Below are 20,833 nucleotides of genomic sequence, written 5' to 3'. Positions count from 1 at the left end.
CGCTGGGTGACCGTGAGACGCACGATGTTCGGTCGCCCGCTACGTGGCGTCGCCTTCGACGTGGCCGTCTCCGCCCTGGTGGCGCTCATCGTCCTGGCCGCGGTGAACCCGCCGGGCGGGTGGGCGGCCACGCTTGTCGGCGCGGGGATGGCGGTGGCGCTGCTGTTCCGCCGCACCCGCCCGAGCGCGGTGACCGTGGCGGTCGCGGCGCTCGCCCTGGTCCAGGTGATCGCCGGGTGGGGCCCGCTCGCCTACGATGTCGCCGTCCTGATCGCGCTCTACAGCGTGGTGAAGTACGGCGAGCGGCTGCGCGACGCGGTGCTCGCCGGTGCGGCCGCCGCCGTGGGCGTGCTCCTCGCCGCCGCGCAGACCCCGGGCGTCATCGCCTGGTGGGTGACCACGCTCTGGTACGCGCTGGTCACCGGCGCGGTCTGGCTGGTCGCGCTGAACGTGCGGACCCGCCGGCTCTACGTGCTCAGCCTGGAGGAGCGGGCCACGACCCTGGAACGCGAACGGGAGGCCGAGTCCCGGGCCGCGGTCGCCGAGGAGCGCACCCGGATCGCTCGGGAGCTGCACGACGTGGTCGCCCACAGCATGGCGGTGATGATCGTCCAGGCGGACGGCGCCCGGTTCATGCTCGACCGTGATCCCGCCCAGGCCCGCACCGCCGTGAAGGTGGTCGCGGACACCGGCCGGCAGGCACTGGAGGAGATGCGCCGGCTGGTCGGCGTCCTGCGCGACGCGGGCCCGACCGGCGTGGGTGGGTTCGCGGTGGCCGCCGACCCGGAGCACCGCCGGCTGGCCCTGGCCGACCTGCCCGACCTGCTGGCCCGCTTCGGCGACGCCGGGCTGCGCATCCGGCACACCGTCACCGGCGACGCCCTGGTCCTGCCGCCGGGGTTGGAGCTGACCGTCTACCGGGTGGTGCAGGAGGCGCTGACCAACGCGCTCAAGCACGGCGGCGTCGGCGCCGGCGTCGACCTGAGCCTGTCGTACACCGCCGACGCCGTCGTGGTCCGGGCCGTCGACGACGGTCGCGGCCGCCCGGTGGTCAGCCCGGCGCCGCCCGGCGGTCACGGTCTGCTCGGCATGCGCGAGCGGGTGACGGTGTACGACGGCAGCCTCACCGCCGGCCCCCGGCCGGCCGGGGGCTGGCAGGTCGAGGCCCGGCTACCGCTACCGACGTCAGGCCCGGCGACGGAGGTGATCGCGGCATGACGATCCGCGTGGTGATCGTGGACGACCAGACGCTGGTCCGCGCCGGGTTCCGGATGGTGCTGGGCTCCCAGCCCGACCTGGAGGTGGTCGGCGAGGCGATCGACGGCGCGGACGCCCTGCGGGTACTCGCCCGCACCGAGGCCGACGTCGTCGTGATGGACATCCGGATGCCGACCATGGACGGGGTGGAGGCGACCCGGCGGCTCTGCGCCGGCCGGCCGGCCCGCCCCGGGTGCTGGTGCTGACCACCTTCGACACCGAGGCGGACGCGTTCGCGGCCCTGCAGGCCGGGGCGAGCGGGTTCCTGCTCAAGAACGTCCCGCCGGAGGAACTGCTGGCCGCCATCCGGGTGGTGGCCCAGGGCGACTCGGTGGTGGCCCCGTCGATCACCCGGCGGCTGCTGGACCGGTTCGCCGGGCAGTTGGGCGCCGCCCCGAGCGCCGACCCCCGGCTCACGCAGCTCACCGAACGGGAACGGGAGGTGCTGTTGCTGGTCGCACAGGGGCTGTCCAACGCGGAGATCGCCGCCCGGGTGCACGTGGCTGAGGCGACGGTGAAGACCCACGTCGGGCGGATCCTGGCGAAGCTCCAGCTGCGCGACCGCGTCCAGGCGGTGGTCCTGGCGTACGAGAGCGGGCTGGTCACACCCGGCGGATGACGCCGCGTACAACCTGGGTCGTACCGGCCGGTGGATGACCGCGACCCGGGACGCACGCAGGTCGAGCACGGCGGCGGGAGCGGCCAGCGGTGCCGGGCCTACAGGCGCTCGACCATCGGGCCGACGCACCGGTTGCGAGTGTCGAAGACGTAGCGGGCGTGCCGGACCACGAGGTCGTAGTCGAAGCTGTCATGGTCGGTGACCACCACCACCGCGTCGGCGCCGCGCACCTCCCGCTCGGTGAGCTCGACCACGGTGACCCCGGCCGGGATCTGGTGCGCCTCGGCGTAGGGCTCGACCGCGTGGACGTCGGCACCGAGGGCCTGCAGCCGGCGGGCCACGTCGACCGCGGGGGAGTCCCGCATGTCGCCGGTGTTCTTCTTGTACGCCAGACCGAGCAGCAGCAGTCGGGCACCGCTGACGGCCCGGCCGTCCCGGTTCAGCCCCGCCATGACCCGCTGCGCGACGTGCTCGGGCATCTCGTGGTTGATGTCGTTGGCCAGCTCGATGAATCGGAACTGCCGGCCGAGGCGACGCTTGACCTGCCACGACAGATAGCACGGATCGATCGGTAGGCAGTGCCCGCCGACGCCGGGGCCGGGCCGGAACGGCAGGAAGCCGAACGGTTTGGTCTCGGCGGCGTCGATCGCCTGCCAGACGTCGATGTCGAGGTGGTGCGAGAGCATGGTCAGCTCGTTGATCAGCGCGATGTTGACCTGGCGGAAGGTGTTCTCGATCAGCTTGGTCAGCTCGGCGACCCGGGTGGAGTCCACCGGCACGGTGCGTTCCACGAGGCGCTGGTAGAACTCGTCCACCCGCGCCAGCGACGTCGGGTCCACCCCAGAGACCACCTTCGGCGTGTTCTCCAGCCGCCAGGTCGGGTTGCCCGGGTCGATCCGCTCCGGGCTGTAGCCGAGGTGGAAGTCGCCGGGGCTGCTCAGCCCGCTGGCCGATTCCAGCAGCGGGCGCAGCAGCTCCTCGGTGGTGCCCGGGTATGTGGTCGATTCCAGGATCACCGTGCAACCCGGGCGTACGTACGGGCCGATACCGACGCCGGCCTGTTCGACGAAGCTCAGGTCGGGGGTGCCGTCGCGCAGTGGGGTCGGCACGGTGATGACGCAGATGTCGAAGCCTTCGGCGTCGGTGTACTCCGTGCTGGGGTTGTACCGGCCGCTACCCAGCGCCCGGCCCAGCCGGTCGGTCGGGATGTCCTCGACGAACGACTCACCGGAGGCGAGACGCTTGACCCGGTCGGCGTCGACGTCGAGGCCGACCACGTCCAGCCCGGCCTCCACGGCACGCATCGCCAGCGGCAGTCCGACGTATCCCTGACCGATCACGACCAGCTTTTCAGCGCTCACCCAGGCTCCCGCAGCAGATGGTGGAAATGACCTGCTGAGAGCCTAGAGGCGTCTTCGGTGACGTAAGTCCGTTTTGGTGATATCGGTGCTGGTGGGACTGCCCGCGACGGTCGGCGCCGCTCGGCTCAGCCGGCCACCGGCCCCTCTGGGACGGTCGGCGGGCCCGTGGTGGGGGGTGGATCAGACGGCGGTGGCGCGCTCGTCGGTGGCGCGCTCGTCGTCGGCACGCTAGGCGGGGATGTGGTGGTGACCGTCGGCGTCGGCGTTGGCGGGCTGGTCGTCTGGCTGGGCTGGATGCTCGGCGGGACGGAGACCGACGTCGACGGGTGGTTGCCGGGGGCGTTCGGCCGGTCGGGTCGGTTCGGGTCGGCGGTGGCGATCTGCTCGTTCGCCGCAGGAAGGTCCACTGGGCCGGTCGGCGCCATCGTCGGCGAGGTGGTCGGCAGATGGACCGCCGGGTCCTCGCCAACATTGCGTGCCGCGGCCAGTGCCGCACCGAGCCCGACCAGCGCGACCAGCACGGCCGCCACCGCGCCGACCAGCGGGCCGCGCCGTCGCTGCCGCCCGGCCGACGCCCCGCTCGCCACCGCCGCGCCGGCCGGCACGTCGGTGCGGGTGCCCGGCCCGGCGTCGCGCAGCGGGACCGGCGTCGCCATCGCCGTCGGCGGCTCGGCGCCGGTGACCGCGGTCCGGGCGGCCTCGGCCATCGCCGCGCCGCTGGTGAACCGATCGAGCGGATCCTTGGCCAGGGCCCGCGACACCAGGGCGCGGACCGCCTCCGGGATGTCGTGTGGCAGCTCCGGCGGCTCGTCGTCCAGGTGTCGGACGGCGACCTGGAGCGGGTTGTCGCCGGTGAACGGCGGACTGCCGGTGAGGCAGCAGTAGGTGACCGCGCCCAGGGCGTAGATGTCGGTGGCACCGCTGACCGGCCGGCCGGCGGCCTGCTCGGGGGCCATGTAGAGGGCGGTGCCCGGCACCGCGTTGGTGCTGGTGATGCTGGTGATGTCGGTGGAACGGGCCACGCCGAAGTCCACCAGGACGACCGTGCCGTCCTCCTGCACCAGCAGGTTGCTGGGCTTGACGTCGCGGTGCACGATGCCGCCGCGGTGCGCCGCGTTCAGCGCCGCCGCCGCCTGGGCCACGATCGACATCGTCTCGGCCACGTCGAGCCGGCCGGCCGTCTCGATCCGCTTGGACAGCGGTTCGCCGGCGACGAACTCCATGACGAGGTAATCCGCCCGACCGCCGTCGGGCAGGTCGTCCGCGCCGCAGTCGAAGACCTGCACGATGCCGGGGTGCCGCAGCGCCGCCATGATCCGCGCCTCGGCCCGGAACCGGGCGATGAAGTCAGGGTCGGAAACCAACGCGGGCAGCAGTACCTTGACCGCGACCTGCCGGCCGAGGATCAGGTCGGAGGCACGCCACACGTCGCCCATACCGCCGGTGGCGACACGTTCGTCCAAGCGGTAACGACCGCTGAGCACGACCTCCGATGACAACACCGCATTACCGTACCCAGAGTGGCGCGCAACGGCGCGCCACGGCCGGTCGGTCGGGCGGCTGGTACGGGACCGACCATCCGGTCTGACCTGTATGGACGCGGCATTTCTGTGACGGCAAGGCAACGTGGCGTGACGAAACCCGACATATTCCGGCGTACGACAGATCAAAGAAGCCCGCCGGCCGCCCCCGGGCGCGGTCAGCGACCCCTGGTCGCGATTTGTTACCACGACGCGCCGTTGCGCAGGGTTGATAATTGTCACTCTTCCGTGACACAGTCCCGACTTGTCGCGTCCTTGGTCCGCTCCTAGCGTTAGCCCGGCTCGGGCCCGCCCGGCGACCTCTGCCGGCAGCGCGGCGAGCCGGCCCGCCCTGGCGCTGGCCTGGACACTCCGCCTCGGCCATCTCGGTCCCAGGCGCGATCAGATCGGCGGAGGGCGGTGCGGGTGCGGGAGTTGGTCGGGCCGACGACTCGTACCGCAGTGTCTGCGCCGGCGCGGCGGCCTGGGCCGGCTCGTGCCGGACGATCCACGGGCCGCGGATGACCGGCGAGCTGTCCGAGGCGGTCAGCGCCGCACAGGCCGGCGACGAGGACGCGTTCCGCCTCCTCTACCGCAGCCTCCAGCCGGGACTGCTGCGGTATCTGACCGTCCTCGTCGGCGCGGACGCCGAGGACGTCGCTTCCGAGACCTGGCTGCAGATCTCCCGCGACCTGCCCAGGTTCGCCGGTGGCGAGTTCCGCGCCTGGACCGTCACCATCGCCCGCAACCGGGCGATGGACCACCTGCGCCGGCTGCGCCGCCGACCGTCCCTTCCGGTCCCGGTGCAGGCGCTCGTCGACCTGGCCAGCGACGCGGACACCGCCGAGGGAGCCAGCGAGACGATCGGCACCGAGACCGCCCTGGCACTGATCGCCACCCTGCCACCGCGCGAGGCCGAAGCAGTGCTGCTGAGGGCCGTGATCGGGCTGGACGCGGGATCCGCCGGCCGGGTGCTGGGCCGCCGCGCCGGTGCCGTTCGGACCGCCGCCCACCGGGGTCTGCGACGGCTCGCAGCCCTGCTGGAGCCGCAGACCCCGGCCGGGCCGCCAGCCGGGGTCGAAGGGCTGCCGCCGCCCCGCACGGGCGGTAGCCCATCCCTGCGGGCGCCGCACGCTGAGCCGGCGGACAGCTGACGTGAGGGGATTCCCGATGAACCCGTTCCGGCGGGTCGGCCGTGCCGAAAGCGAACGGCTGCTCGACTCGGCCCGCGCCAACGTGGACACCGAGCTGGACCAGGCCCACCCCGCCACGTCCACCGAAGCCGACGCGGCGTCACCTCAGGACCGGGTGCCGATCCGGGCAACCGTGCCCCCCACCGAGCCGGTGGCCAGGTTGCTCGCCGCGGCCGCCGGCCCGATCCGGCCGGCCGAGTTGGCCGGCGAGGAGGCCGCGCTGGCCGCGTTCCGGGCCGCCCGGGCCAACCCGGCGCCGTCCGTGCCGCACCGGCCGCACCGGCGCCGCCTGACCACCGGCGCGGTGGCCTGGATCGGCGCGGTGGCGGCCACCGCCACGGCGGGCGCCGCCTTCGCCGCGGTGACCCGCGACTGGGTGCCGAACCCGGTCGCACCCGCGCCGTCCAGCACGTCACCGACCCCCGACCAGCCTGCGTCCCGGTCCGGCGAGCCCAGTCGATCGGCATCCCCCGGCACCCCGTCGCCCGGGACCCCGTCGCCCCGGACCCCGTCGCCCGGCATGCCGTCCGCCCCCGGCACCGCGCCGGCCCGCACCGCGCCGGCCAGCCAGTTGCACGGCCTGTGCCGCGCCTGGCAGGCCAAGAAGCCCGAACAGCGGGAGAAGGCGTTGCGTACGCCGGGCTTCAAGAAGCTGGTGATCGCAGCCGGCAGCGCCGACGAGGTCGAGGCGTACTGCCAGCGGCTGGTGCTTGAGGCGAAGCCGTCCGCGTCGGCGAAGGCCTCGCCGCCCCACCCGCCGACGGGCCGCCCGACCCCGGAGTGAGTGGTCGGCGGCCGGGGCGGTTCGTTCCGCCCTGCATCGGAAATTCGTCTGCTAGACAGAGGGTGGTGGCGCCGTGCACGCCCCCGACGGTGTCGGTGGGTCAGGTTACGGTGGCACAGTGTCCCGGCGCCGGCACACGGAGAGGGGCCCGACGGATGGTGACGTCGCCCGAGCTGGATCGCAGCGCCATCCTGCGCGAGTCCGCTGCCGCAGGCCGGCACCTCGCCCGGATCTGCTTCAAGACCGGCCCACCGACACACACCGGCGTCGAACTGGAATGGACCGTGCACGACGCCGCCGATCCCGCCCGCCCCGTCGACCCGATGCGGCTGCGGGCGGCGCTGGGGCGGCACAGCCCCGCCACGCTGGATGCCATCAGCCCGGCCGAGCCACTGCGACACGGTGGCATGGTGACCCTGGAGCCGGGTGGCCAGCTGGAGATCTCCACCCCACCCCGTTCTTCGGTCGCGACGTTGATCCAGGCCACCGAGGCCGACATCGCCCAGGTCACCGACCTGCTGGCCGACGCCGGGATGATCCTCGGCCGCAGCGGCATCGACCCACACCGACGGCCCCGCCCGGTGGTGGAAACTCCCCGTTACCGCGCGATGCGCGGTGCCTTCGACCGGCGCGGTCCGGCCGGTCGCACGATGATGTACAGCACCGCCGGCCTGCAGGTGTGCCTCGACGCAGGCGAGCCGGATCAGGTCGCTGACCGCTGGGCCACGGCCCACGCGGTCGGGCCGCCGTTGCTCGCGGCGTTCGCCTCCGCCACCCGACACGCCGGGCGGCACACCGGCTGGGCCTCCGCCCGGATGGCCGCCTGGTTGGCCATCGACCCGGCCCGCACCCGCCCGGTCTGGACGCCCGGCCGCGCCGACGAGGACCCGACCGCCACCTGGATCCGGTATGTGCTCGCCGCGCCGCTGCTCTGCCTGCGTCGGCATGGCCCGGACTGGACCGCGCCGCCCGGCGTGACCTTCGCCGACTGGCTCGACGGCGCGCTGCCCCAACCACCCACCACCGATGACCTCGACTACCACGTCAGCACCCTCTTTCCGCCCGTGCGGCCGCGCGGCTACCTGGAGCTGCGCTACCTGGACGCCCAACCCGACCGGGACTGGCGGCTTCCGCTGGCGGTGCTGACCGCCCTTTTCACGGATCCGGGCACGGTGCGCGAGGCGTACACGATCGCCGCTCCGGTGGCGCACCGCTGGTCGGCCGCAGCCCGGCACGGCCTGGCCGACCCGGCGTTGGCCGCAGCCGCGGCGGCCCTGCTCGACCTGGCGCTGACCACCCTGCCCCGGCTGGACCTGCCGGCCGGCACACCCGACGAGATCCACCGAGGCGTACGTCGGCGGCTAGCCGCCGCGGAGAGGGGAGACCGGTGAGTGCGAGGAGTGCGCCGGGGTTGCGAGCCCCCGCAGTCGCGAACGAAGGCGGCGCGGTGAGTGCGAGGAGCAGGGGGCACGTCGACGGGGAGCAGCTACGCGACCGGATCGCGGTGGAGTTGGCCCGGGCTCGCTCCCGGACCACGCTGCTGACCGAGGTGGTCGACGACGCCGACCTGATGCGCCAACACTCACCGCTGATGTCGCCGCTGGTCTGGGACCTCGCTCACGTGGGCAACCAGGAGGAGCTCTGGCTGGTCCGCGACGTCGGAGGCCGCGAGCCGGTCCGGTGCGACATCGACGAGCTGTACGACGCGTTCAAGCAGCCGCGCCGGGACCGCCCCGCGCTTCCTCTGCTACCGCCCGCCGAGGCGCGCGCCTACCTGGAGACCGTCCGGGACAAGGTGCACGACCTGCTCGACGCGGTGGCCTTCACCGAGCGTCCGCTGGTTGCCGACGGGTTCGCCTTCGGCATGATCGTGCAGCACGAGCAGCAGCACGACGAGACGATGCTCGCCACCCACCAACTGCGCTCGGGGTCGGCGGTGCTGCACGCCCCGGCGCCGCCCGAGCCGCACAGACCGTCCGTGCAGGTCGACGGGGAGGTGCTGGTGCCGGCCGGCGAGTTCATCATGGGCACCGACACCGACCCGTGGGCTCTGGACAACGAACGCCCCGCGCATCGCGTCGATCTCCCGGCGTACGTCATCGACGCCGCCCCGGTCACCAACGGCCAGTACGCGGCCTTCATGGCCGACGGCGGTTACACCGATCCGCGCTGGTGGAGCCCGGCCGGCTGGGCACACCGGCTCCGGGAGCAGCTCAGCGCGCCGATGCACTGGCGCCGTGACGGCGACCAATGGTCGTACCGGCGCTTCGGGCGGTGGAGCCGGGTCCGCGCGGACGAGCCGGTGGTGCACGTGTGCTGGTACGAGGCGCAGGCGTACGCGGCGTGGGCCGGAAAGCGGCTGCCGACCGAGGCCGAGTGGGAGAAGGCGGCCCGTTGGGACCCGGCAAGCGGGCGGTCCCGCCGTTACCCCTGGGGGGACGACGACCCGACCGAGGCGCACGCCAACCTCGACCAACGTCATCTGTGGCCGGCGCCGGTGGGCGCGTACCCGGCTGGTGCCTCCCCGTTGGGTGTGCACCAGCTCATCGGTGACGTCTGGGAGTGGACCTCGACGACGTTCAACGGGCATCCCGGCTTCGCGGCCTTCCCCTACCGTGAATACTCGGAGGTCTTCTTCGGTGACGACTACCGGGTGCTGCGCGGTGGCTCGTTCGGCACCGATCGTTCCGCCTGTCGGGGCACCTTCCGTAACTGGGACTATCCGATCCGGCGGCAGATCTTCAGCGGTTTCCGCTGCGCCCGCGACGCCCGGCCGGACGAGTCGTACCGGTGAGTCACCGCGTGGCCGGCGGTCCGGCGGGCACGGTGCGCTGATGTGTCGCCACCTGGCCTACCTGGGGCCGCCGGTCACCCTGGCCGAGGTGTTGTTCGACCCTCCGCACTCGCTGGTGCGGCAGTCCTGGGCACCCCGCGACATGCGCGGCGGCGGCACCATCAACGCGGACGGGTTCGGCGTCGGCTGGTACCCGGGCGAGGGTGAGCCGGTGCGCTACCGACGGGCGCAGCCGATCTGGAGCGACCCGACCATCGCTCAGCTCGCGGCGGTGACCCGCACCAGAGCGGTGCTCGCGGCGGTGCGTTCGGCCACCGTCGGGATGGCGGTGCTCGACGGCGCCGCTGCGCCCTTCGCCGAGGGGCCGTGGCTGTTCAGTCACAACGGTGTGGTTCGCGGCTGGCCGGACGCTGTGGTGCCGCTCGCCGCCGGTCTGCCGGTGCGTGACCTGCTCACCCTGGACGCCGCCACCGACTCGGCGTTGCTCTGGGCGCTGGTGCGGCACCGGCTGCGCGCTGGCGAGGACCCGGCCGAGGCGGTCGGGCGGACGGTGGCCGACGTCGCCGCGGCCGCCCCGGGGTCGCGGCTCAACCTGCTGCTCACTGACGGGCACCGGGCGGTGGCCAGCGTGGCCGGGCACGCGTTGTCGGTACGCGAGGCGCCGGGCTCGGTGCTGCTCGCCTCCGAGCCGCACGACGACGATCCCGGTTGGCGGGCGGTGCCGGAGGGGCATCTGGTCATCGCCGCCGCGGGCGAGGTGGGGGTACGTCCACTGCCGCCCCGGTGAGCCGTACGGGTTGGGCACGCAATTGTTGATTCGAGCAGAGAGGTGAACCGATGACCGCGGAACCGCTGGAGATCTACCTCGAAGAGCGCGACCTGGAGCGCGGCCTGCGCGACGACGTGCGGGCCGGGTTGAGCGCCGAGCAGAAGTGGCTGCCGCCGAAGTGGTTCTACGATGCCCGGGGCAGCGAGCTGTTCGAGGAGATCACCCGCCTTCCCGAGTATTACCCGACCCGGGCCGAGCGGGCCGTGCTGGCTGAGCGCGCCCCCGACATCGCGGCGCTGACCGGGGCCAAGACCTTGATTGAGTTGGGCTCCGGCTCGTCGGAAAAGACCCGGCTGCTGCTGGACGCCTTCACCGGCCAGGGCGGGTTGGGCACGTTCGTTCCGCTCGACGTGTCGGTCAGCGCGCTGACCGGGTCCACCGCCCAGATCGCCGCCGACTATCCGAGCCTGCGGGTCCGGGGCATCGTGGGGGACTTCACCCGGCAACTGGACCGGCTGCCCACCGGCGGCCGACGGCTGGTGGTGTTCCTCGGCGGCACCATCGGCAACCTGTTGCCCGCCGAGCGGGCCGAGTTCCTGACGGCGATGCGCGCCGCGTTGGAGGTCGGCGACTGGCTGTTGCTCGGCACCGACCTGGTGAAGGACCCGTCGGTGATCGTGCCCGCGTACGACGACGCCGCCGGGGTCACCGCCGAGTTCAACCGCAATGTGCTGCACGTGATCAATCGGGAGTTGGGTGCCGACTTCGATCCGGGTGCGTTCGAGCACGTCGCCCTCTGGGTTCCGGCCCACGAGTGGATCGAGATGCGGTTGCGGGCGACGCGGCCGATGCGGGTGCGGGTGCTGGGCATGACCGTCGACTTCGCGGCGGGGGAGGAGCTCCGTACCGAGGTCTCGGCGAAGTTCCACCCGGAGGGGGTCGCCACGGAGCTGGCCACGGCGGGCTTCGACACGACGATGTTCTGGTCCGACCCGGACGGGCTCTTCGGGGTCACGCTGGCGCGGGCACGGTGAGCGTGTTCACCCGCCTCGGCCGGACCGGGCGGTGATCGGTTAGGCTGGTCGCGCGAAGGGGAGTAGCCCCCAATGTCGTGGTCGACATACTGGTGCGTTTCGCATCCGGCCACGCGGCCTCGGTTTTTCCGAGGCGGGCGAGACCTTCGACTCAGGCTGTTGCAGCCGGGTCGAGGGCGCCCCTGTGCCTCTTCCCGGCGTGAACGGGAGGGAAGTCATGGAGGGATTTTTCGTCGCGCTGGTCGTCAGCTTCGGCGTCATTTTCGTCGCCGAGCTGGGGGACAAGTCCCAGCTGATGGCGCTGACCTTCGCCACGCGGTTCAAGCCGATCCCGGTGCTGATCGGCATCACGGTTGCCACGGCGGTGGTACACCTGGCGTCGGTCGCGATCGGCGTGGGTCTCGGGGCGGTGTTGCCGACCGAGTGGATCTCCCTGGTGGCCGGCGTGGCGTTCCTCGGCTTCGGTGCGTGGACGCTGCGCGGGGACAAGCTCACCGAAGAGGAGAAGCGCAAGGCGGAGAAGACCAGCAAGACTGCGATCGTGGCGGTGTCGGTGGCGTTCTTCCTGGCCGAGCTGGGCGACAAGACGATGCTCGCCACGATCACGCTCGCCACCAAGTACGGCTGGTTCGGCACCTGGCTCGGCTCCACCATCGGCATGGTGGCCGCGGACGCGCTGGCCATTCTGGTCGGCCGGATGCTTGGTCGCCGGCTGCCGGAGAAGACCATCAGGTACGGTGCCGCGATCCTTTTCGCCATCTCCGGTCTCTGGCTGATCCTGGAGGCGGTGAACGAGCTGACCTGAGTGCCGACTAGCTGCCCCGAGGGCGGGTAACGGCCCGGGGTGGAGCCGGCCGAGTTGTTGCGCCACGGCGACCAGGTGTTGGTTGCCGTGGTGGAGGTGGCCGGAGCACTGGTCATCTTCGTCGGGGCCGTCTGGGCGGCGGTGCGGTTCGTGGTCGAAGGGCTGCGACACCGCACCGCCGCCGTTTTCACTCCGATCCGGCTTTCGCTGGGTCGGTTTCTGACCCTCGGCCTTGAATTCCAGTTGGCGGCCGACGTGCTGCGGACCGCGGTGTCCCCGTCGTTCGAACAGATCGGCCAACTGGCCGCGATCGCGACGATCCGGACGGCGTTGAACTACTTCCTGGGCCGGGAGATCCGCCAGGAGCAGCGCCAGGTGGCCGAGGGGGAGCCCCGGACGTGATGGGTGCCCTGGTCACGGCGGTCACCGCGCTGGCGCTGGTCGCCGGTGTGGTCACCGCGCTCAGCACCAGGGCGCTCCGGACCGCCGTCCGATTGCTGCTGGATTTGCTGACGGCGGCCGGCCTGCTCCGGCTCGCTGCCGATCCGGGGTGGAGCGGCCTGGCCGGCGCGGTGGCGATCATCGCAATGCGTCAGCTGCTCGGTGCGGCGCTGCGTACCCGCCCGCCGTGGTCCGGGCGACAATCCCCGGCGTCCTGCGCCGGGGACGATCACCACCTACCGTTGGCGCTAAGAGGCGAAACCGGGGAAAGCGGGAGGATAACCACATGAGGCGGCACGACGAACCGAACGAGTACGGCTTCGCCGGCGATGGCACCGCCCCGGAGCCGCCGCCGGCAGGCAAGCCTGACGAGCAGGATCGAGCCGAGTCGGTGGCGGTGCCGGGCGACGACCTCACCGCGCCGACGGTCGAGGCGCTGGCCGAGGAGACCGAGGACCTGCCGCCCGCCGAGCGTCGCGACTGACCGGGAGCCCACGGCCGGGCCCGGGGTGGGCCGCGAGTCACCAGGACCGCCGCAACCGCCTCGTCGCCCCCTCGCAGCCGCCCGCTCAGCCGTCGGTTGGCCGCTGGTAGACGTCGGGTACGCCGTCGCCGTCGGCGTCGCGCCGCTCCCGCTCCGCCACCCGGCGGTACGCCGCGTTGCGACGGACGAGCACTGTGGCGGCGAGCCCGCCGGAGATCACCGACCCGAGCAGCACGGCCGCCTTGACCCGGTCGTCGGCCGTGCTGCCGGCGCCGAAGGCCAGGTCGCCGATGAGCAGCGACACGGTGAACCCGACGCCGGCCAGCAGGGCGATTCCGAGCAGGTCCGACCAGGTGATGTCCTCGTCCAACTCGGCGCGGGTGAACCGGGCCAGCAGGTACGTCGAACCGAAGATGCCGATGCTCTTGCCGAGCACCAGGGCGGCGACGATGGCGATCACCACCGGGTCGCTCAGCAGGGCGCCCAGGTCGGTGCCCCGCAGGGTGACCCCGGCGGCGAACAGCGCGAAGATCGGCACCGCGAAGCCAGCCGACACCGGCCGCCAGCGGTGCTCCAGGTGCGCGGCGAGCCCGCCCTCGTCCGCCCCCGCACCGCTCGCGTCCGGCTGGCCGCCACCCACCGTCCGGCGGCGGGCCAGCACCGGGACCGTGAAGCCGAGCAGGACACCGGCCACCGTGGCGTGCACACCCGAGGCGTGCACCAGCGCCCAGGCGGCGATCGCGAGTGGGATCAGCGCCCACCACCAGTCACGCCCACGCTGCACCAGGAACGCGAAGAGCCCGATTGGCACCAACGCAGCGAGCAGCGGAACGGGATGGAAGTCGGCGGTGTAGAAGACCGCGATGATGGTGATCGCGAACAGGTCGTCGACCACCGCGAGGGTGAGCAGGAAGGCGCGTAGGCCCTGCGGCAGGTGCGAGCTGACCACCGCGAGCACGGCCAGGGCGAAGGCGATGTCGGTGGCGGTCGGGATCGCCCAGCCACGCAACCCGTTCCCGCCTGCGCTCAGGATGACCGCCACGTAGATCAGCGCCGGCAGCAGCATCCCACCGAGGGCGGCCACCACCGGCAGCGCGGCGCGTCGCGGGTCGCGTAGTTCCCCGGCGACGAACTCCCGCTTGAGCTCCAGGCCGACCACGAAGAAGAAGATGGCCAGCAGGCCGTCCGCCGCCCAGGTGGCCGCGTCCAGGTCGAGATGCCACGACGCGCCGCCGGGCCAGGGCACCCAGTCGCCGAGCCGGGTGTACGAGTCGGACCAGGGGGAGTTGGCCCAGATCAGCGCGATCACCGCACCGAGCAGCAGCAGCGCGCCACCGACGGTCTCGGTGCGCAGCACGTCGGCCAGGTGCCGGGCCTGGGGCCAGGACGATCGCGAGAACAGCCGCATTTTCGGCTGCTGCTCGGACGGCGGGGTGGGGATCATCTGCGGGGCTCACCTCGGGAATCTGGACGGCAGGAATTCACTCGCCGACCAGACTTCCCGGCACACCGCCGCCGACCCTATCCGGGTTTCTGGGTGGTGGCGACCGCAGGGCCGCTCGGGCGGGTCCCGGATCGCTCTTCGAACTTTCCCCGATGTCGCCGCTGCCGAAAGAGCGTTTGTCGGGTTGGTCATGCGGGCGCACATGTCGCCGCCGGAAAGTACATAACTCCGGACATAAGCCGTATGAGCCGCTTTAATGGTTTCACGAGTTGGCAGACGACCTTGGGGGTTTTCGTGAAGTTCTTTGGCCTAACCGGACCGACACGGAGGCACTCCTGATGGAACTGCTCCGCTATCTGCGCCACGTGCGTCGGCACTGGTGGGTCGTGCTGGTCACGGTCATGGTGGCCCTGGGCGTTTCGGCGTTCCTGACCGTACGGGCCCAACCCCGGTACGTCGCCTCGGTGACCTTCTTCGTCACCACCCCCAATACGGGCGTCTCCGACGCCTACCAGGGTGGGCTCTTCCTCCAGCAGCGCGTCAAGTCGTACGCGGACCTGCTCACCAGCGACCGGCTGGCCCAGAGCGTGGTGGCCGACACTCCGGTGGGCCTCACCGCGGACGAGGTGCGTAGCCGGGTGAGCACCTCCACCGAGACCGGCACCGTCCTGCTCCGCGCGTCGGTCAATGACACTGATCAGACCCGGGCGATGCGGGTGACGGAGTCCCTCGCCAAGAAGTTCGTCGACCTCGTACAGAAGGTGGAGACGACGCCCGAGGGCAAGGCCCCGATCAAGATCGAGATCGTCAGTGGTCCACGGGTGACCGCCAGCCCTGTCTCGCCACGGCCCGTCAACAACCTCACCCTCGGTGGTTTGGCCGGCCTGGTCCTCGGCATCGGCCTGGCGATCCTGCGTGGCGTCGCCGACGTCCGGCTGCGCGACGCCGCCGGTCTGCGACGAGCCACCGGCAGCCCACTGCTCGGTGAGATCCCGTTCGAGAGCAACGCCCGCACCGCGCCACTGATCGTGGGCGACGCCGCGTCCTCGGCCCGAGCCGAGGCGGTGCGCAAGCTGCGTACCAACCTGCGCTTCGTGGATGTCCACGAGCCGGCCCGGGTCATCGCCGTGACCAGCGCCCTGCAGGGCGAGGGCAAGACCACGCTCTCCTGCAACCTGGCCATCGCGCTGGCCGAGGCGGGTTGGCGGGTGCTGCTGGTCGACGCGGACCTGCGCCGCCCGAAGGTCGACGATTACCTCGGCCTGGACGCTGGTGTCGGTCTCACCGACGTGCTCGTCGGCGACGTGCAGGTCGGCGACGTAGTACAGCGCTGGGGCGACAAGTCGATGCTGGTGCTACCCAGCGGTTCCGCCCCGCCGAACCCGAGCGAGCTGCTCGGTTCCAAGGCGATGTCGGACCTGCTGCTGGCGCTGCGCGAGTCGGCGGACATCGTGATCATCGACACCGCGCCACTGCTCGCGGTGACCGACGGCGTGGTCGTGGCCGTGCAGGCCGACGGGGCGCTGCTGGTGAGCCAGCATGGCCGGACCTCGCGCGCCCAGGCGGCCGCGGCGGCCCGTGCGCTGCACTCGGTCTCGGTCCGGCTGCTCGGCTGCGTGCTGAACATGGCCAAGGTGGCCAAGGCCGAGGCGTACCAGTACGAGGCCTACCGGGTGGTCGCCTCGACGGCCAAGTCATCGACGCCGGCCGACCGGACCACGTCCGGCCGGCACACGGAGACCACCGGGGTCAACGGCGTCGCTGACCACACCCAGGAACTCACCCGGCTGCCCCGATGAGCGCGGCGAGGGGTCGCAGCGACCGTTCGACCTCCTCGGCGCAGCGTCGGAAGTCGGCGGCGGTTCCGCCGATCGGGTCCCGAAGGTCGTCCGCGTCCGGGGCGGCCGGTTGCAGCCGTCCCCGCGCCCGGGCGGCGGCGGCGATCGCCGCCCGCAACGGGTCGTCGGCCGACCCGGCGGGCGGCTCGGCCGCCGCGGCCAACCGGCCGAACTGGCGAAGAGTGAACGTCCGGTGCAGGGCATCCGGTGCCAGCGAGGTGCAGACCGAGCGTTGGCGCCGGGTCGCCGTCAGCACCAGCGTCGCGTCGACCAGGTGCTCGGGGCGCAATTCCCGGGTCCGGAACGCCGCCGGGTCCGCGCCGCTCGCGGCCACGACCTCCATGGCGTACGGGTGCATGGTCATCCCGTCGATCGCGTCGGTGCCGGCGCTGGCCACGGTGACGGGCCGGTCGGCCAGCAGCCGGCGGGCCAGGAACTCGGCCATCGGTGACCGGCACAGGTTGGCGTGGCAGACGAACAACACGCGGTCAGCCATCGGTGTCCCTCTCATCGGTGCGGACGCGGGTGCCCGCACCGCGAGGGCGGTGCGTCGACGCCGGCGGCCGCGCAGGGAGGGGTTGTCGGCATCGTACGCGGGCCGGACGCTTGCCGTCCGTGGTGCCGCGCCGGCCGCCGCTGATCCACGGTGGACGGGGGTGCGGCGATGAAGATCGGCATCCTGTCGTACCACTTTCCGCCCGAGCCGGCGTTCATCCCCGGCAGCCTCGCCGAGGAGTTGGCCGCGCGCGGGCATGAGGTTCGGGTGCTCACCGGATTTCCGGACTACCCCGGCGGTCACGTCTACCCCGGCTGGCGGCAGCGGTGGCACCACGAGACGCACAGCGAACGGCTGACCGTCCGGCGGGTGCCCCGCTACCCCGGGGGTGCCGCGTCCACCGGAGCTCGGATGGCCAGCTATCTCTCCTTCGCCGGCAGCGCGACGCTGACCGCGCGTCGATTCCTCCGCGACGTGGACGCGCTCTACGTCTTTCAACTGCCGGCCACGACGTTCGCCGCCGCCGGGGTGCTCCGGTTGCTCGGGCAGGTGCCGGCGGTGCTCCACGTCCAGGATGTCTGGACCCGTGACGGGGCGAACGAGCCGGGCGATGGGCGTTGGGCGGCGCGGGTCGGCAGCGCGATGACCCGGATCTACCGGGCCGCCGCGCGGATCGCGGTCGCCGCGCCGTCGATGCGGGACCTGGTGGTCGCCGCCGGCGCCGACCCGGCGCGGGTCCGTCTGGTACTGAACTGGACCGACGAGCGGATCTTCTACCCGGCGACGCCCGGTGCGGCGGCTCGGCAGTTGGTCCGCCGGGACGGTCGGTGCGTGGTGATGCACGCCGGGACCATCGGCCCGCGGCAGGGGCTCGAGACCGCGGTCCGGGCGGCCGCGGCACTGGATCGGACGATGGATCTTGTCCTGGTCGGGTCCGGGACGGACGAGCTGCGGGTGCGAGGGCTTGCCGCCGAATTGGGCGCTGCGAACGTCCGCTTCGTCGAGCGACGATCGCCGGTCGACATGCCGGAGCTGTACGCCGCCGCCGACTACCAGCTGATCATGCTGCGCGACCTTCCGGAGTTTCGCGGCATGGTGCCCGGCAAGCTCCAGGCCGCGCTCTCCTGCGCCGCGCCGGTGGTGGCGTCGGCTGGCGGGGACACCGCCGAGTTGGTCGAAAGAGCCAGGGCGGGGCTGTCCTGCCCGCCGGAGGACTGGGCCGCGCTGGCCGACCGGTTCTGGCTGGCCGCCACCATCCCGCCGCCGACGCGTACCGAAATGGGTCGCCGGGGGCGGGCGACGTACCTGCGGGAGATGTCGCTGCCGGCCGGGGTGGACCGGATCGAGCGGCTGCTGCATGAGGCGGCGGGGCGAGGTGCCGAGCCCGCCAGCGAACCGCGAGGGAAATTCGCTTAAAGGGTGAGAAGTGCAATAACAGTAGGAAACTGCCTGACTCGTGCTAAGAACATCGGTGGAATCGACCTTCTGTCCGATTCCGAGAACGGAGCGTGGTGTGACGGAAATCGAACGACCGACCCGGCGGAGGCGCAGGTCTCGGCGCCGTCGGCGTGCCCGACTGCGCCAGGCCCTTCTCGGTGCCCTGGTGGTCGGGTCGCTGCTGCTGGTGACCGGCGGTTGGATCGGGTTCCGTGGCTGGCAGGCGCGCGCTCACCTGCTCAACGCCGCTAGCCTGGCCCGGGAGCTGAGCGCCCAGGTGGTGAGTGGGGACAGCGACCGCGCCCAGCGGACGCTCGCCGCTCTCCAGGAGCAGGCCGACGCGGCCCGGGCGGCGACCACCGACCCAATGTGGCGGCTCGGTCGGCGTGCCCCGTTTGCCGGCGACGATCTCGATGCCGTCGGGCAGATCGCGGTCGCCATTGACGAGCTGGCCCGGCAGGCGTTCCCGACCCTGCTCCGGACGGACCTGACCAGCCTGGTGCCGACCGGCGGTCGACTGGACCTGGCCCGGCTGACCTCGGTTTCCGCCGAGTTGTCCCGGGTGGACGAGTCGGTGCAGCGCACGCGTCGGGACCTGGCGGCGGTGCCGGCCGACCGCCTGGTCAGCCAGATCCGGCAGGCGCTGACCGATCTGCGCGGCGAGATCGACCGACTGGCCAGTCTCACCTCGGCCGCCGACCAGGGATCCCGCCTGCTGCCGCCGCTGCTCGGTGCGAGCGGTCCACGGCGATACCTGCTGGTCTCGCAGAACCTCGCCGAGTTGCGGGCCACTGGCGGCATGTTCGGGGCGTACGCGATGATCGAGGCCGAGAACGGTGCGGTGAGGATGGGCAAGCAGGGCAGCAGTGCCTCGCTCGGCCGGTTCACTCCGGCGCTGAAGGTGCCCGCCGAGACCCGGGCAATCTGGACCGACCTGCCCGGCATCTATCCCGCCGACGTCAATCTGTCCCCGCACTTCCCGACCGCCGCCGCGTTGTACCGCGAGATGTTCCGCCGCAAGATGGGCATCACGGTCGACGGCGTGCTCGCTGTCGACCCGGTGGTGCTGTCCTACCTGCTCAAGGCGACCGGTCCGGTGCTGGTGCCCGGTGGTGTCCCGCTGGCCAGCGAAAAGGTCGTGCAGACCCTGCTCAACGACAGCTACCAACGGCTGGACGTCAAACAGCAGGACGAGTTCTTCGCGACGTCGGCCGCTTCGGTGTTCGACGCCTTCTTCAAGAAGAATGTCGACCCACGTGTGTTGTTGTCCGCATTCGACCGTGCTGTCACTGAACGGCGGATATTGTTCTGGAGTGCCCGACCTGAAGAACAGCGGACGTTCGGCGACAGCCGGCTGTCCGGGACGCTTCCGGAACAGGACACCGTGCCGACGGTCGGCGTGTTCCTCAACGACGGCAGCGGCGCGAAGCTCGGTTACTACCTGCGGCCGACGGCGAACTTGACGGTCGGCGCCTGCCGGCCCGACGGCCGCCGCGAGCTACGGCTGCGGGTGACCCTGCGCTCGACGGCGCCAAAGTCCGGACTCAGCGAGTCGGTCCTCGGCCTCGGCCTGGCTGGCGACCCGTACACCGCCCGCACGTTGGTGTCGATCTTCAGCCCAGCTGGCGGAGCGGTGCTCGAGGCCCGGCTCGACGGGATCGAGACGGCGCTTGGCAGCGGCACCGAACGCCGCCGTCAGGTGGCGACGGCCAGCGTCGATGTCGGCCCCGGTGCCGAGACGGCGTTGGAGGTCACCGTGCTGACGGCCAAGACCGGTGTCGGGCGTGCCGAGCTGTGGCTGACCCCCACCGCCAGCCCATGGACCACCCAAGTTCATTCCGCACCAAGCTGTGACCAGTAGGAGGGAACCAATCATGCGGCTATCCCGCATCATCATGGCGCTCACGGTCGGCCTGGCCGTGGTGGCCATGCCGACGGCAGCGGGGGCGGCACAGCCGCAGCCGCAGCCGTCGCCCAGCGCGACCACTGACCCACCCCAGCCGCCGCCGTACGCGCCGCAGCCCCCGGCCCTGACCGTCAACCGGCCGACGATCTTCCTCGGCGAGACGGTCGTGCTGACCGGCACCGGCTTCGGTCCGAACGAGACTGTCGACCACTCGGTGACGGTGACGCCGCTGGCTGCTCCGGCGGGTGGTCAGGCCCCGGCTCGCCGCAGCGACGGCAGCACCGTGGCCATGGCCCCGGTGGCCTACCAGGCGAGCGCGCCGCTGAACTTCACGGCGTCCACCGACGCCCAGGGTCACTTCACCAAGAGCTACAAGCCGTCGGTGACGGGTCTGCTGACCTTCACGGCCACGGGCCGGGAGTCCGGCCGTACCGCCATCACCGAGCTGCGGGTGCTGACCGAGAAGCAGCCGCTGCCCGTCACGGGTGACAGTCTCGGCACGCCCATGAAGCTCGGCGGTGGCCTGGTCGGCGCCGGAGCGGTCATGCTGCTGCTGACCCTGGCCTGGCGTCGCCGCCAGCGCCTCGGCGGGGCTGCGCACTAATCCGTACACGACCGGGCAGTGCCCGGTTCGCACCTGAGGCTGACGCC

Annotated in this window: 19 protein-coding genes and 1 pseudogene; 16 read left to right on the top strand and 4 right to left on the bottom strand. The window is 72.2% G+C overall.

What is annotated here, in order from left to right; genetic code table 11:
* Positions 1–6 precede the first annotated feature (6 nt).
* Both OG811_RS27375 and OG811_RS27370 read left to right on the top strand, forming a co-directional pair.
* Positions 7–1,218: a sensor histidine kinase gene (locus tag OG811_RS27375; RefSeq protein WP_406069822.1), complete on the top strand. Its 1,212-nt coding sequence runs from the start codon at positions 7–9 to the stop codon at positions 1,216–1,218.
* Positions 1,215–1,876 (top strand): annotated as a pseudogene (locus tag OG811_RS27370) (response regulator). Before OG811_RS27375 ends, OG811_RS27370 begins: the two are co-directional and overlap by 4 nt.
* A gap of 98 nt (positions 1,877–1,974) precedes the next feature.
* On the opposite strand, the gene OG811_RS27365 reads toward OG811_RS27370, so the two are convergent.
* A complete protein-coding gene (locus tag OG811_RS27365) occupies positions 1,975–3,237 on the bottom strand; it encodes a nucleotide sugar dehydrogenase (protein ID WP_406069821.1) in 1,263 nt (420 codons plus the stop codon).
* Positions 3,238–3,362: 125 nt separating this feature from the next.
* The gene (locus OG811_RS27360; RefSeq protein WP_406069819.1) at positions 3,363–4,739 is read right to left on the bottom strand and encodes a serine/threonine-protein kinase; all 1,377 of its coding nucleotides are present in this window, start codon (positions 4,737–4,739) and stop codon (positions 3,363–3,365) included.
* Between the two features lie 539 nt (positions 4,740–5,278).
* Between OG811_RS27360 and OG811_RS27355 the strand changes: the two genes are divergently transcribed.
* The 10 genes from OG811_RS27355 (at position 5,279) to OG811_RS27310 (ending at position 13,061) form a co-directional block, all read left to right on the top strand.
* On the top strand, positions 5,279–5,911 hold the full coding sequence (locus OG811_RS27355) for an RNA polymerase sigma factor (protein ID WP_406069818.1): 633 nt from the start codon (positions 5,279–5,281) through the stop codon (positions 5,909–5,911).
* A 16-nt stretch (positions 5,912–5,927) separates the two neighbouring features.
* On the top strand, positions 5,928–6,734 hold the full coding sequence (locus tag OG811_RS27350) for a hypothetical protein (protein WP_406069817.1): 807 nt from the start codon (positions 5,928–5,930) through the stop codon (positions 6,732–6,734).
* A 155-nt stretch (positions 6,735–6,889) separates the two neighbouring features.
* Positions 6,890–8,125 (top strand): ergothioneine biosynthesis glutamate--cysteine ligase EgtA, encoded by a 1,236-nt coding sequence (gene egtA, locus OG811_RS27345; RefSeq protein ID WP_406069815.1) that lies wholly within the window; start codon positions 6,890–6,892, stop codon positions 8,123–8,125.
* A gap of 56 nt (positions 8,126–8,181) precedes the next feature.
* The gene (gene egtB, locus OG811_RS27340) at positions 8,182–9,528 is read left to right on the top strand and encodes an ergothioneine biosynthesis protein EgtB (RefSeq protein ID WP_406069813.1); all 1,347 of its coding nucleotides are present in this window, start codon (positions 8,182–8,184) and stop codon (positions 9,526–9,528) included.
* Positions 9,529–9,568: 40 nt separating this feature from the next.
* Positions 9,569–10,315 (top strand): ergothioneine biosynthesis protein EgtC, encoded by a 747-nt coding sequence (gene egtC / locus OG811_RS27335; RefSeq protein ID WP_406069811.1) that lies wholly within the window; start codon positions 9,569–9,571, stop codon positions 10,313–10,315.
* 50 nt (positions 10,316–10,365) lie between these two features.
* Entirely contained in the window at positions 10,366–11,331 is a 966-nt protein-coding gene (gene egtD, locus OG811_RS27330) for an L-histidine N(alpha)-methyltransferase (protein ID WP_406069809.1), read from the top strand.
* A 217-nt stretch (positions 11,332–11,548) separates the two neighbouring features.
* Positions 11,549–12,136, top strand: a complete 588-nt coding sequence (locus OG811_RS27325) for a TMEM165/GDT1 family protein (protein WP_406069808.1) — start codon at positions 11,549–11,551, stop codon at positions 12,134–12,136.
* 39 nt (positions 12,137–12,175) lie between these two features.
* On the top strand, positions 12,176–12,538 hold the full coding sequence (locus tag OG811_RS27320) for a DUF1622 domain-containing protein (protein ID WP_406069806.1): 363 nt from the start codon (positions 12,176–12,178) through the stop codon (positions 12,536–12,538).
* Positions 12,538–12,867 carry a hypothetical protein gene (locus OG811_RS27315; protein ID WP_406069804.1) on the top strand — a complete coding sequence of 110 codons (330 nt, stop codon included), beginning with the start codon at positions 12,538–12,540 and terminating at the stop codon, positions 12,865–12,867. The genes OG811_RS27320 and OG811_RS27315 overlap by 1 nt, the downstream gene beginning before the upstream one ends.
* Positions 12,864–13,061, top strand: coding sequence for a hypothetical protein (locus tag OG811_RS27310; RefSeq protein ID WP_406069802.1), 198 nt, complete (start codon positions 12,864–12,866; stop codon positions 13,059–13,061). Before OG811_RS27315 ends, OG811_RS27310 begins: the two co-directional genes overlap by 4 nt.
* Positions 13,062–13,146: 85 nt before the next feature.
* Here the strand turns inward: OG811_RS27310 and nhaA are convergent, their stop codons facing one another.
* The gene (nhaA, locus tag OG811_RS27305) at positions 13,147–14,505 is read right to left on the bottom strand and encodes a Na+/H+ antiporter NhaA (RefSeq protein WP_406069800.1); all 1,359 of its coding nucleotides are present in this window, start codon (positions 14,503–14,505) and stop codon (positions 13,147–13,149) included.
* 338 nt (positions 14,506–14,843) lie between these two features.
* On the opposite strand from nhaA, the gene OG811_RS27300 reads away from it, so the two are divergent.
* Complete coding sequence (locus OG811_RS27300) at positions 14,844–16,304, top strand: polysaccharide biosynthesis tyrosine autokinase (protein WP_406069799.1); 1,461 nt, start codon at positions 14,844–14,846, stop codon at positions 16,302–16,304.
* On the opposite strand, the gene OG811_RS27295 is transcribed toward OG811_RS27300, so the two are convergent.
* Complete coding sequence (locus OG811_RS27295) at positions 16,285–16,839, bottom strand: low molecular weight phosphatase family protein (RefSeq protein ID WP_406069798.1); 555 nt, start codon at positions 16,837–16,839, stop codon at positions 16,285–16,287. The genes OG811_RS27300 and OG811_RS27295 overlap by 20 nt on opposite strands.
* 168 nt (positions 16,840–17,007) lie before the next feature.
* On the opposite strand from OG811_RS27295, the gene OG811_RS27290 reads away from it, so the two are divergent.
* The 3 genes from OG811_RS27290 to OG811_RS27280 all read left to right on the top strand — a co-directional run bounded on the left by OG811_RS27290 (position 17,008) and on the right by OG811_RS27280 (position 20,786).
* Positions 17,008–18,255, top strand: coding sequence for a glycosyltransferase family 4 protein (locus OG811_RS27290; protein ID WP_406069796.1), 1,248 nt, complete (start codon positions 17,008–17,010; stop codon positions 18,253–18,255).
* Positions 18,256–18,352: 97 nt separating this feature from the next.
* On the top strand, positions 18,353–20,137 hold the full coding sequence (locus OG811_RS27285; protein ID WP_406069795.1) for a DUF4012 domain-containing protein: 1,785 nt from the start codon (positions 18,353–18,355) through the stop codon (positions 20,135–20,137).
* 13 nt (positions 20,138–20,150) lie between these two features.
* Positions 20,151–20,786 carry a hypothetical protein gene (locus tag OG811_RS27280; protein WP_406069794.1) on the top strand — a complete coding sequence of 212 codons (636 nt, stop codon included), beginning with the start codon at positions 20,151–20,153 and terminating at the stop codon, positions 20,784–20,786.
* Positions 20,787–20,833: the final 47 nt, after the last annotated feature.

Source organism: Micromonospora sp. NBC_01638 (assembly GCF_045209745.1).
GTDB lineage: Bacteria > Actinomycetota > Actinomycetes > Mycobacteriales > Micromonosporaceae > Micromonospora.
Note: the sequence above shows the minus strand (reverse complement) of the source record. Positions and strands in the feature narration are given on the sequence as shown.